Source organism: Henriciella sp. AS95 (assembly GCF_038900055.1).
Lineage (GTDB): Bacteria > Pseudomonadota > Alphaproteobacteria > Caulobacterales > Hyphomonadaceae > Henriciella.
In genome coordinates this window covers 2,960,601-2,973,071 of sequence record NZ_JBBMQM010000001.1, presented here as the reverse complement: position 1 = coordinate 2,973,071, position 12,471 = coordinate 2,960,601, and the positions used below count along the sequence as shown (strand labels likewise).

The 12,471-nt window shown below is 63.3% G+C and carries 10 protein-coding genes; all 10 read right to left on the bottom strand.

Annotated elements, in window-relative coordinates:
• Nucleotides 1-75: 75 nt before the first annotated feature.
• The 10 genes from WNY37_RS14380 to WNY37_RS14335 all read right to left on the bottom strand — a co-directional run bounded on the left by WNY37_RS14380 (nucleotide 76) and on the right by WNY37_RS14335 (nucleotide 12,298).
• Nucleotides 76-1,479, bottom strand: coding sequence for a TolC family protein (locus WNY37_RS14380; protein ID WP_342974085.1), 1,404 nt, complete (start codon nucleotides 1,477-1,479; stop codon nucleotides 76-78).
• 11 nt (nucleotides 1,480-1,490) lie between these two features.
• Complete coding sequence (locus WNY37_RS14375) at nucleotides 1,491-2,630, bottom strand: ABC transporter permease (RefSeq protein WP_342974084.1); 1,140 nt, start codon at nucleotides 2,628-2,630, stop codon at nucleotides 1,491-1,493.
• Complete coding sequence (locus WNY37_RS14370; protein ID WP_342974083.1) at nucleotides 2,627-3,559, bottom strand: ABC transporter ATP-binding protein; 933 nt, start codon at nucleotides 3,557-3,559, stop codon at nucleotides 2,627-2,629. The genes WNY37_RS14375 and WNY37_RS14370 overlap by 4 nt, the downstream gene beginning before the upstream one ends.
• The gene (locus tag WNY37_RS14365; protein ID WP_342974082.1) at nucleotides 3,559-4,512 is read right to left on the bottom strand and encodes an HlyD family efflux transporter periplasmic adaptor subunit; all 954 of its coding nucleotides are present in this window, start codon (nucleotides 4,510-4,512) and stop codon (nucleotides 3,559-3,561) included. The genes WNY37_RS14370 and WNY37_RS14365 overlap by 1 nt, the downstream gene beginning before the upstream one ends.
• Nucleotides 4,509-5,141 (bottom strand): TetR/AcrR family transcriptional regulator, encoded by a 633-nt coding sequence (locus WNY37_RS14360; RefSeq protein WP_342974081.1) that lies wholly within the window; start codon nucleotides 5,139-5,141, stop codon nucleotides 4,509-4,511. The genes WNY37_RS14365 and WNY37_RS14360 overlap by 4 nt, the downstream gene beginning before the upstream one ends.
• Nucleotides 5,142-5,333: 192 nt before the next feature.
• Entirely contained in the window at nucleotides 5,334-6,356 is a 1,023-nt protein-coding gene (locus WNY37_RS14355; protein WP_342974080.1) for a LacI family DNA-binding transcriptional regulator, read from the bottom strand.
• A complete protein-coding gene (locus tag WNY37_RS14350) occupies nucleotides 6,353-7,744 on the bottom strand; it encodes an MFS transporter (protein WP_342974079.1) in 1,392 nt (463 codons plus the stop codon). Before WNY37_RS14350 ends, WNY37_RS14355 begins: the two co-directional genes overlap by 4 nt.
• Before the next feature lie 17 nt (nucleotides 7,745-7,761).
• Nucleotides 7,762-9,114 (bottom strand): gluconate:H+ symporter, encoded by a 1,353-nt coding sequence (locus tag WNY37_RS14345; RefSeq protein WP_342974078.1) that lies wholly within the window; start codon nucleotides 9,112-9,114, stop codon nucleotides 7,762-7,764.
• Nucleotides 9,105-10,127, bottom strand: coding sequence for an SMP-30/gluconolactonase/LRE family protein (locus WNY37_RS14340; protein WP_342974077.1), 1,023 nt, complete (start codon nucleotides 10,125-10,127; stop codon nucleotides 9,105-9,107). The genes WNY37_RS14345 and WNY37_RS14340 overlap by 10 nt, the downstream gene beginning before the upstream one ends.
• Nucleotides 10,124-12,298: a glycoside hydrolase family 3 N-terminal domain-containing protein gene (locus WNY37_RS14335; protein WP_342974076.1), complete on the bottom strand. Its 2,175-nt coding sequence runs from the start codon at nucleotides 12,296-12,298 to the stop codon at nucleotides 10,124-10,126. The genes WNY37_RS14340 and WNY37_RS14335 overlap by 4 nt, the downstream gene beginning before the upstream one ends.
• Nucleotides 12,299-12,471 lie beyond the last annotated feature (173 nt).

Sequence of the window (12,471 nt, the reverse complement as noted above, 5' to 3'; positions counted from 1 at the left end):
TTTTTCGTAATGAATCACGAAAAAGGCTATTTTTATGAGCCTTGGCGAGGGACGGCGTGCAGCCGGACGATGGGCTCAGCGGTCGCTGCCGAGGGCCTTGTCGAGGGCGATACGGGCGGTGAGTTCGCCCGCTTTGGCGTCCGCTTCGGCAAGCCGCGCTTCAGCAAGATCGCGTTCAGCTTCGAGAATGCCGATCCGCGTGCCCGTGCCGGCGTCAAACCGGGCGGTTGCCATCTGGGCCAGGCGAGCGCGGGTGAGCGTCGCTTTTTCCTGTTCAGCGAGAACCGCGCGGGCCTTGAGCCAGGTTGCGGCCGATGTCTCGATGTCCTGCATGGCGCTGAGAACGGCAGCGCTGTATTCAGCTTCGGCGCGGTCGAGGCGTGAGGTCGAGGCCTCCGCAAGGGCCGCCTTGCGACCGCCGTCGAACAGCGTCCAGTCGACCATGGCGCCGAGATTGAGGGCGAGGCTGGCCGGATCGAGGAATTTGGCGAAATCGGTTGTGCCCGGCCCGCCGCCGCCGAAGAGGGAAAAGCGGGGGTAGAGGTCGAGCTCGGCGATGTCGCTGGCCCGGGCGGCCTGGACATAGGCGATCTCAGCCTGGCGGACGTCGCTTCTCTGGCGCAGGAGGGTGGAATTGAGGTCGATGGCAAGCGGCGCCATTGCGGGAAGGTCGCCCGGCAGCGTCACCTGGAAGGTGCCCGGCGCTTCGCCGACGAGGACGGCCAGGCGATAGAGCGATGTGCGCGCCGCCGACTCAAGCGGCGCAATGCGCGTGCGATAGGCGATGAGCGCGGCTTCGGCGCGTTCAACATCAAGGTCGGACGCCTCACCATACTCACGCCGGGTGATGGCCGCGTCGAAGAGCGCTTTCTGGCGCTCTGTTGCTTGCTGGATGAGAGCGTATTCGCGCTGGCTTGCAATCGCGTCGACATAGGCGCGCATCAGGTCTGCCTTGAGGGCAAAGCGGACCGCGTCGACCTGTTCCTCGGCGAGGGCGACATTGGCGGCGCTCAGGGCGCGCTGGGCATCCTTGCGCCCGAAAAAGTCGATCTCCCAGCTGGCGTCGAAGCCGGCCTCATAGAGGATCTGTTCGGTTTCGAAGCCCGGGATCTGGCCAGCAGGAAGGCTGCCGGTTTCGCTGATCCGCTGGGCGGTGACCGACGCGCTTCTGCCGACCACGGGGCCAAGGCCAGCCTCATCGGCGCGCTGGATGGCGCGGGCCTCGGCGAGCCGTGTCCGCGCGACAGCGAGGTCGAGATTGCTGTCGTCCAGGCGAGCCAGAAGGGACTGGAAGACCGGGTCGTCCAGCGTTTCCCAGACGGGCGGTGCGGTCTCGCTGGCATGGATGGCAGAGGCCTGAAGGTACTCGGTCCAGACAGGGCCGGTTTCTGCTTCAAGCGCGGGCGCCGGTTCATGCTGCATGGATGCGCAGGCCGTGGTCATCAGGGCGAGCGAGGCGATCAGGATGGGGCGGGTCATGGTTTGTCTCATCAGTCGAGCGTCCTGCGATAGCGAAGCAGGGCGATGGCGGTCACGATGACGGTGAAGATGCAGAGCGCGATCAGCGGCGACTGCAGCTGGGCGAGGCTTGTGTCTTTCAGCATCACGCCGCGCACGATGCGCAGGAAATGGGTCAGCGGGATGCCCTCGCCGATGAATTGTGCCCAGCCCGGCATGCCCCGGAACGGGAACATGAAGCCGGAGAGCAGGATCGATGGCAGGAAGATGAAAAAGGTAAGCTGCATCGCCTGCATCTGCGAACCGGCTATGGTTGAGATGGTGAAGCCGAGCGCAAGGTTTGCGAGCACGAAGACGGCGCCGCCAATCATGAGGACGAAGAGCGAGCCGACGAATGGCACATTAAAGAGAAGCCGGGCGGCGACGAGGATGACCACGGTCTGCATGGCGCCCACCGCCACATAGGGTGCGATCTTGCCGAGCATCACTTCGAACGGCTTCGCCGGCATGGCGAGCAAATTCTCCATCGTGCCCTGTTCGACCTCGCGGGTCATGGCCATGCCGGTGATCATGACGAGGGTCATTGTGAGGATCACGCCGAGCAGGCCGGGCACGATGTTGAAACTGGTGCGGCCCTCCGGATTGTAATTCTGGTGGACGACGAGATCGACGGGCGGCGGGCCGGCATTCAGATTGGCGAGCGGGCCTTTCAGGTCATGCGCGAGGGCACGGGTGATAATGGTCTGGGCCTGCCCGACAGCACCGGATGCGGCGGCTGGGTCCGAGGCGTCGGCTTCGATCAGGATTTGTGGATGGTCGCCGCGGACAAGGTCGCGGGTAAAGCCTGCCGGGATGGAGACAACGAAAGTGACATCGCCCCGCGCGAGGAGGTCGCTGCTCTCTCGCGGGTCAGAGGTCTGCATCACGAAATCATAGTATTCGGACGTTTCGAGCGCCTGCACGATGGTGCGGACCATTGGCGTGTTTTCCTCGAGGAGGAGCGCAGCGGGCAGGTGCTTCGGATTGAGATTGATCGCATAGCCGAAGAGGACCAGCTGGACGATCGGGATGCCGAACATCATGCCGAAGGTGAGCCGGTCGCGGCGCATCTGCACGACTTCCTTCATGAAGACGGCCCAGATGCGGCTGAGGGAGGACAGGATGCCGGTCATGCGTGCACCCGCGCGTCTTCGCCGGCCTCTGCCATGAGAGCGATGAAGGCGTCCTCCAGGCTGGGCTGGACTTCTTCCCAGTGAACATCGTGGCTGGGTGCGGTGTCGATGGCGCGTTTGATGGCGTCGCGGTCATCACCGCTCACGTGCAGGGCCGCCCCGAAATAGGCGACGTGTTCAAGGCCGGGCTTGCCTTTCAGGTCCTCGGCGAGGCGTCTTACACCCCGGCCTTCGCCGCGGAAGGTGATCAGACCCGAGCGGTCGATGACTTCGGCGACGGTGCCCTCCACGATCTTGTGGCCGTTGGCGAGGTAGACGATGCGATCACAGCGCTCAGCCTCGTCCATATAGTGGGTCGAGACGAGCACGGTCATGCCATCGAGGGAGAGCTGGTGAATTTCGTCCCAGAAGTCGCGGCGCGCTTGCGGGTCGACGCCGGCAGTTGGTTCGTCCAGCAGGAGCAACTGGGGCTTGTGCATGGTGACCGCAGCGAGGGCGAGGCGCTGTTTCCAGCCGCCGGACAGGGCGCCCGATAGCTGCTTCTGCCGCGCGGTGAGGCCAAGCTTCTCAAGCGTTTCGTCGACGACCTGTTTTGTGTGGGGCAGGCGATAGAGGCGCGCGACGAATTCAAGATTCTCCCGGATCGTCATGTCGGTCCAGAATGAGAATTTCTGGGTCATGTAGCCGGTCTTGAGCTTGATCTTGTTCGCCTCACGCTGAATGTCATAGCCGAGGCACTGGCCTTCACCTTCGGTGGCGCGCAGGAGGCCGCAGATCATGCGGATCGTGGTGGTCTTGCCGGAGCCATTAGGGCCCAGAAAGCCCCAGACTTCGCCGCGCGGCATCTGGATGTCGACGCCGTCGACTGCCGTCTTGGAGCCGAAGCGTTTGACCAGTCCCCGCACGTCGATGGCGAGTTCGTCGCTCATTACCAGTCGACCTCCACTGGAAGCCCGGGGTGGAAACCGGCGCCGGCGGGCAGTTCAGCCTCGACCAGGAAAACGAGCTTGCTGCGTGTCTCGCGGGTATAGATGACGGGCGGGGCGTACTCGGCTTCGTGGGCGATGTAGCTGATGCGGGCATTGGCCGGATTCGCCATGCCATCGGCGGTGACGCGGACGGTCTGACCGGCTTTGAGACTGCTAAGTTCCGATTGCGGCACGAAGAAACGCGCCTTGAGGGCGCCTTCCGGGAGGATGGCGATGACGGGGGCGCCCGGCATGACATATTCGCCGGCCGTGTAGAAAACTTCTTCGACGCGCCCGGCTTCAGGGGCCATGACACGGCGTTCGCTGAGCTGGTATGCGGCGCGGTCTTTGGCGGCTGTTGCAGACACGGTGGCCGATTGCGCTGCTTCCCTTGAGCCGTCGCGGGCAGGCAGGGTGGCGGAGGCGATCCGCTGGCGGGCTGCCTCGACGGCGGCTTGAGCGGCGGCGATCTCGGTTTCGATCGCATCCTTGCGGGCTTTGGGTTCCAGGCCTTGCTCGATCAGCGGGAAGATGCGGTCGCGGTCTTTTTCGGCTTTGGCGAGACGGGCTTCGGCCTCGCTCAATGCGGCGCGGAGCTCTCGAATTTCGGGGTCGCGTGCGCCGGTGTCGAGGTTGCGGGCTTCGGCGGCAGCCTGCTTGACGCGGGCTTCGGCCTCGGCGAGGGCGGCCTGTTCTGCGGTCTCGTCGAGCTGAAAGATGAAGTCACCGGGGGCGACGACATCGCCTTCCCTGACGCCTTGAATGACAAGCTTGCCAGCGGCAGGCGCGGAGACGTAGGTCCAGTCCGCTTCGACATAGCCGAGATGGGCGGGTTCATTTTCGCCAGAGCAGGCGGCCACGGCGAGAAGGGCAGCGCCTGACAGCGCAAGGGCGGTGGTTCGAAACAGGGTCATGATGCTGGGTCCGGGCGAAGCGCCTTGAGCAGAAGGCGGGTATGGATTTCAAACAGTTTGTCGAGATCGACGTGGGCCGTCGGATCGCGGCCGAACAGGGCCTGCCAGAGGGCGGAGAGAACAATCGGCGCGATCACGATACGCGCGGTGAGGGGCGCATTCTCCACTTCGATCTCGCCGGCGGCGTGCGCGCGCTCAAGTATTCCGGCGATGATGGAAAAGACGCGTTCGATCAGTTGAGTCCGATAGGCTTGAACGATGGTCGGGAACATGTGGCTGTCGCCGATCAGGACCTTGATGAGGCGCGGAAGATCCGTGTCGCGGATGATGTGAGGGGCAAGCGCACGCATGCCGGCAAGCGCTTGCTCGAGGGAGTGCGAGGTTTCGGCAATCGACTCGATCTGGTCGATGTTCGGCGCGGCGAGGGTTTCAACAAGCGCCTTGAACAGGTCTTCCTTGGAGTCGAAGTAGAGATACAGCGTGCCCTTTGACAGGTGCGCGCGCTTGGCGATGTCGGCCATGCGCGAGGCGGCAAAGCCTTTTTCGAAAAACTCGTCCAGGGCTGCCTCGAGGAGGGCCTGACGGCGATCGTCTTTCGCTTCTTCGCTTCGAGCCCTGAGGATCTTCATTCTACAATACAATATCTAACTGACCGGTCAGTTATTTATGTTCGTGAAGTGGATGAGTCAAGCAGGGCAAGTGATTCTGGGCGTAGGGGCGGTGCCGCGCTGCCGGTTCAGGGCGCCTCAACATGCAGGCGGGTCGGGTGGGAAGGCCGGTGAGAATTGTTGCCGATGGACGCTTGCGGCCTGGCTGACGGATCAGGCGGGACCGGTCGACTGGCGTTCAATCAATTCATAGGGCAGGCAGGTGGTGATCGGCTTGCTGGTCTTGTTCGACTTGCCTGCCAGGGTGGTGACGAGATGCATCGCTTCGGCGCCAAGCTCCTGAAGGGGTTGGCGTACCGTGGTCAGTGCCGGCCACATGACCTGCGCGATTTCAGCATCATCGAAGCCGACAATCGAGAGCTGCTCAGGCACTTTGATACCGGCCCGGTGAGCCGCCACCAGGACGCCGGCAGCCATGGCATCATTCGCTGCGAAGACTGCGGTGGGATGCTCGTCCATCTTGAGAAGCGCGTCACCTGCGGCAAGGCCGGTCTCGAAGTCGAAGAGGCCGGGTTGAACCAGGGCAGGGTCGAAGGGCAAGCCCGCTGCCTCAAGGGCGTCGCGATAACCGGCGAAGCGTTTGTGGGTTGCCCCCTGTTCTTCCTTGCCGCGCACAAAGCCGATGCGTTTGTGGCCAAGGCTGATCAGGTGTTCGGTCATTTCACGGGCGGCCGCCTGGTCGTCGATCATCACGGTCGAGTTTCGGTCAACGATCGTGTTCGGACCGATGCGAACGGTCGGAATCTCCAGTGCGGCGATGGCGGCATTGATCTTCTCATTATCCGAGATCGGCGGCACCAGGATGATCCCGTCCGGCCGGCTTTCCTGCACCAGGTTGGCGCACCACTGGGCCAGCGACTTGTCATTATCGGATGTTTCGGTGTCGAGCATTGAAACGATCATTCGATAGCCCGCATCCTGGCAGGCCTGCAGCGCGCCGAATTGCACGGTGTGCACAAAGTTCGAGTTCAGCGTGTGGCTGATCAGGTGGATGCAGTAGCTGCGCCTGGCGCGAAGGCTGCGCGCTGACGCGCTTGGTACATAGCCGAGGGCATCGATCGATGCCTGAACCTTCTTGCGCAGGGAGTCCTGCACATGGGGCTCATGATTGACGACGCGCGACACGGTCTTGATCGACACGCCGGCGTGTTCGGCAACATCAGACATTTTCGTCATGATATGGCTTTCCCCTCATCCTTCTCTTGCGCATCGCTCGATAGTTTGCCGACGATATCGGCATGGATCTTCCTGTTGATCGGCAAGAACCATACCGGGATCATTGATAGCGCGAACATCAATGGCGGACAAACTGCAAGAAAAACAGTGAGTCCGTCTGCTATTGTGGTGTTCTGAGCGTTGGTCGATGCGCCATAACCGAGCAACGCCAGAACTTGTGAAACAACGACGCCCATCACGCCGCCCGAAATCTTCTGGACGATGAGAACGGAGCCGAAGGCAACGCCCTCCGAGCGTACGCCCGAGCGAATCTGTCCGAACTCCACCGTATCGGGAATGAACGCCCAGAACAGGACCGGGAAAGCAGCGCTACAGAAGCCATAGGCGATGACCTGAACCGGCAGGCCAGCGATCAGGAAAGGCCCGAACACAAGCATCTGAAGGCCGCACATCACAATGGCGATGGAGGAGAGGCTCCAGGCGAGCTTCTTGCCCATGTCGCGGATCAGGATTGTCCAGAAGGGCACGCCAGCAATGGTCGCGATGGCGAAGGATGACAGCACGATTTCCTTGGCTGCGAAGATGTCCTGATTGGCCTGGATGAAATAGACCAGCGAGATCATCAGCGAGGCATTCGCGCCCGACTGCAGGAAGATGACGACGAGCAGCATGTGCAAGGCGGGGTTCTGACGGAAATTCCTCCAGATCTCGCGGGCCGTGCGGGGGGGATTGGCGTCTTTCGACGGCACCGGTTTTTCCCGCGTCGCCAGGAAGCAGACGAGGATGACGACTGTCGCGAGCACGGCGCCCAGTATGGCGACCCATTGGAAGCCCTGCGCGGTGTACTGGCTGCCATTGCTGAACCAGCGGGCCAGAGACGGCACCATGAAGGAGACGACCAGCAACCCGCCAAATGCGAAAAACATGCGCACGCCTGAAAGCTCGGTTCGCTCGACGCTGTCATAGCTGAGGCGGGACGACATCGCCGCATAGGGCACGGCGACAAGCGTGTAGGTCGTGCGGAAAATCAGCGTGATCCCGATCAGCGCCATGATCAGCAGCGGCCCTTCAAAGGGCGGGACCCAGAACAGGAAGCAGAAGGAGAGCCCGAGCGCGCATGACCCGAACAGAAGGAACGGGCGATACGTGCCGTGACGGGTGCGCACCCGCTCTGACGCACCGGCGACGATGGGGTCTGAAATGGCGTCCCACACCATGGCGATCAGGAAAAGAAAACCCGCCATTTCGGGGCGCAGGCCCACGACATCTGTGTACCAGTAGACCAGCCAGATCGACAGCATGTTCCAGTAGATGTTGAGCCCGAAATCACCGATGCCATAGCCGACCAAGCGGATGAGTTTCGAGTCTCGCCTGTCTTGATCCACCATGTCGCCCGCTATTCCCACTAGACCAGAAGATAGAGCAGGCAGGAGATCGCGAGGCCGGTCAAGCCAATCAGGCCAGTCGAAAGGGTCCAGGTGCGCAAGGTCTGGCTTTCGCTGAGGCCGAACAGGCGGCTGACCAGCCAGAATCCGGAATCGTTGACGTGTGAAAACCCGGTGGCTCCGGCGGCGATTGCAATCACGATTATGCCGAGCTGTGGCTGCGAGGGGTCAGCTGCGTCAACAATCGGTGCGGCGAGCCCGGCGGCGGTAATCATGGCGACGGTGGCGCTGCCCTGAGCGAGGCGCACAAGCTGCGCCAGGACAAAGCCTGCGAAGACCGGCGTCAGGCCAAGCGCGAGAACGCCCGCGGCGAGGTCTGCGCCTGCGCCCGTGTCCACCAGGACCTGCTTGAAGGCGCCGCCCGCGCCCGTGACAAGAATGACGGCGCCGGTGGGCTCCAGCGATTTCGCCAGGGCGGTCTTCAGGGCCGTCTTCTGGTCTTCGGTCTTCGGCTTGAGCGCCAGCCAGGTCGCGCCGCATGCGAGAATGAGGGCAGCGAAGGGATGGCCGATTGCTGCGAGCGTGTCGCGGATAGGTCCCGCTCCAAGCAGAGCCTTGGCGAGGGTGCCGATGAGGATCAAGGCAAGCGGAAAGGCAATCAGCGCGATGGCGATCGGGAAGGCTACATCGCGGCGCGTGCCGGCGTCTGTATCAATGTCGAAGGCGATGTCGCCGTCCGGCAGGGCGCCGCGACGGTCGAGGAAACGGGCGAATAGCGGGCCAGCGACAGCGACGCTGATGAGGCCGGTAATGGCGCCGAACAGGATGACCCAGCCAAGCTCCGCGCCGATGAGTTCCGCAATCGCGATGGGGCCGGGGGTTGGCGGAATGAAGGCGTGGCCGGCGGCGAGGCCAGCGCATAGGGGCAAGCCGAACAGCATGGCGGGGCGCCTGGCTCGGGTGGCGAGCGCGAGAATGAATGGCAGAAGGATGATCAGCGCGACGTCGAAGAAGACCGGCGTTGCCGCCAGCAGGCCGAGGCCGCCCATGGTCCAGGTCTGACGGCCCGTGCTGCCGATCTGCCCGACGCCGCGGGCGAGCGCATCGATGCCGCCTGACGCCTGCAGGATGGCGCCAAATATCGCGCCGAGCCCAATGATCGGGGCGATGAAGCCGAGTGTGCCGCCAAAGCCATTTGTGACGGACTGATAGGCTAGCTCTGGCGCCATGCCGGCGGCCACCGCGCAGAGGATGGCAATGAGCAGCAGCGCGATGAAGGCATTCATCTTCGCGCGCAGGATCAGGACAAGGAGGGCCGCAATTCCGGCAAGGGTGACGGCGACGGCGCGGTATTCAGATAGCGCTACATCCATTGCACGCCGGAGGCCTCGGTGCGCAGACGCAGCAGGCGGTCATGCGCCGTGATGAAGAGGGTCTTTCCGTCCTCTCCGAATGCGCAATTGGCTGTTGCACGACCGGTCAAGATCCGGCCAAGGAGCCGGCCATCTGTCGCAAGCACGAGGATGCCGCCGGGGCCGGTCGCGAAGATATGACCGCTGTCGCTGACGGCCATGCCGTCCGGCAGGCCGGGATGGTCATCATCCATCAGGGCCGTGGCGTCGAACAGGATGCGTTGACCGGTGATGCTGCCGTCGCTGTCCAGCGTGAGTTCGCGGATGTGCGGGGCGGCTGGATCGGACTGGCTGACATAGAGCTTTCGGCCATCGGGTGAGAGCGCGACGCCGTTCGGAAAGGTCATGTCCGCGATGATACGCTCGACCGGCTGGCCGGGCCGGACACGGTAGACGCCGTTTACGTCCATCTCTTTCAAGGGCGACTCGTCGAGCCCTTCGAGGCCATAGGGAGGATCGGTGAAGTAGAGCGTACCGTCGGCCGCTTCGACGACGTCGTTCGGGCTGTTGAAACGCTGGCCTTCAAAAGCGTCTGCGATAGGCGTGCGCGTTTGGGTCTGGATGTCCATGCGCTCGATCCGGCGCAGGCCGTGATTGCACATGATCAGGTCGCCGCGCTGGCTGTACCAGAGGCCATTGGCGCCTGGCTCCCGAAAGCCCGTGACGCTGGCAGCGCCGGACGGGTTCAGGAATTCCTCGGCGCGGCCTGAGGCGCTCCATTGAAAGGCGACATTCTTTGGCACGTCCGTGAAGTAGAGCGTTTCGCGAGCGCGGTCCCAGGTTGGGCCTTCGCTCCATTCATAGCCAGAGTCGAGCACTTCCAGCTCAGCATCAGGCGCGATGAGCGTCTTGAATTCCGGGTCCCTCACTTCCAGCGGGCCGAGGCGGGCGTGATGGGCTTGCACCGTCCTGGCGCACGCCGACATGCCGATCATGGCGGCGCCGGACAGGAGCATGTTGCGGCGTGAGATCATTGAACCTGGACCTTTGTTGGAATGGCGGCGGCGGGAATGCGCGTTGATGCGCTGCCGGTGACGTTGACGCTGACCGATCCTTTGAGGTCTGCCGATGAGGCCCCAATCGAGAAGATCAGGTCGCCGGGCTCGATCTGCCAGTCGCCGTCGCCCGCATAGATGGCGGCCTGGGCAGGGGTCAGGGTGAAGCTGACCGTGCTGGTCGCGCCGGCGGGAATGAAGACGCGCTCAAAGCCACGAAGCTCGAGTTTGGGGCGGGAAACGCTGGCGACGGGGTCGCGCATGTAGAGCTGAACAACTTCTTCTGCGTCGCGGTCGCTGGTATTTGTGACCGGGACGCTGATCGTGAACGCCTCGTCCGGGGCGACATTGGCGGCGGAGACCGTCGGGGTGCCGTAGTCGAAGCTCGCATAGCTGAGGCCGTGGCCGAAGGGGTAGAGCGGCGTGATGGGCCGGTCGATATAGCGATTGGAATCCTTGGAAAGATCTGCGTCCGCCGGGCGTCCGCTGGGCAGCTCGCTATAGGTGATTGGCGACTGGCCAGTGGCGCGTGGAAAGTCGATGGGCAGGCGCCCGGCAGGCGACTTTTGTCCGAACACGATGTCGGCGACAGCCGGGCCGGCCTCTACGCCGAGCATCCATGTATTGAGAACGGCTTCAGCCTGCTCATCAATTTCGGGGATTGCGAGGGGACGGCCGGTTACAAGCAGCACAATCACCGGCTTGCCGGCTGCGAAGACGGCATCGGCGAGCTGCTTTTGCGATGCTGGCAAAGAGATGTCCGACCGGGACCGCGCTTCGCCGGAGAGGTCGAAATCCTCACCAATGACGAGCAGAACAATATCGCTCGCGGCGGCGAGATCTGCGGCGGCGGCAATGTCCTCTGCGTTGGCCGTTTTGGTGTCGGCGCCGGGCTCATAGCTGACCGTGGCGCCTTCGGGGGCTGCGTCATAAATCCCGTCCAGGATGGAGACGACATCATCGGCATGGCCCTGCGCGCGCCATGAACCGAGCTGCGTCAGCTGGTCGTCAGCCAAAGCGCCGATGACGGCAATGTTTTGCTCGCCATCGACTGGCAGTGGGAGGACTGCGTTCTCGTTTTTCAGGAGCACGACCGTGCGTGCGGCGATATCTCGTGATGCTTGACGAAACTCGGGGGACATCAGCGTCTCGGCTTCGCGGGACGCATCATTGTAAGCGAGGGCGTCATCGAACAGGCCGAGCCGTTCCTTGGTTGTCAGGATGCGCCCGACGGCATTGTCCAGGTCTGCCATCAGCGATGGATCGGCCGCGATGGCATCGGCCAGCTCAGCGCCGAAAATGCCGCTGGTCATGTCCATATCGATACCGGCTTTCAGGGCGAGTGCGCCGGCCTCCGCGCGGGTGGCCGCGACGCCATGGTTCATCAGCTCTGCAATGGCATTCCAGTCCGATACGATCATGCCGTCAAAGCCCCAGCGATCGCGGAGCACGCCGTCGACGAGGGCTTCATTGCCGGTGGTCGGAGCGCCTGCCACATCGTTGAATGCCGTCATGAAGCTGCCCGAGCCTGCCTCAGCGGCGGCGTAGAAAGGCGGCAGATAGACCTCGTTGAGCGTGCGGTCTGAAATGTCGGCGGCGCCATAGTCGCGCCCGCCCGTGGCCGCGCCATAGGCACCGAAATGCTTCGTCGCGGCGAGCATGGTCTTGTTTGAAGCAAGGTCTTCGCCCTGGAAGCCGCGCACCTGCGCGCTGGCCATCAGGCTGCCGAGATAGGGGTCCGAGCCTGCGCCCTCGACCACACGGCCCCAGCGCCCGTCGCGGGCGATGTCGACCATGGGCGCAAAGGTCCAGTGAAGCCCGGCAGACGTCGCTTCATCAGCCGATATGGCGGCCGCGCGCTGCCAGTCATCAGGGTCCCAGGTGCTGGCCATGGCGATAGGCACCGGAAAGATGGTGCGATAGCCGTGAACGACATCCATCGCGAACAGAAGAGGGATGCCGTGTGGGCCTTCATTCACGGCGACCTCTTGCAGAGCGGCAAGGGGCTCTGCCCCGGCCACATGAAGGTAAGAGCCGACCGCGCCGCGCCGGACACGGTCCAGTTCTTCGGGGGTGAGGCGCGAGTTGAGGTTTTTGCTGCGCCCGCCTGCGGCCTGGACCAGTTGGCCGAGCTTTTCGTCAGTCGTCATGACTGAAAGCAGATCATTTACACGGGGGCTGAACGTTTCCGCCAGCGGCGCTGAGGGCGGCGGAGGCGATTGCGTCGAAGGGGGTGTTACGGTGCAGGCGCTGAGACCTGGAACCAGGCCGATTGCCAAAGCAATCAGCCGCCAGCGGACTGAAGAAGTCACCTCTTTCCCTC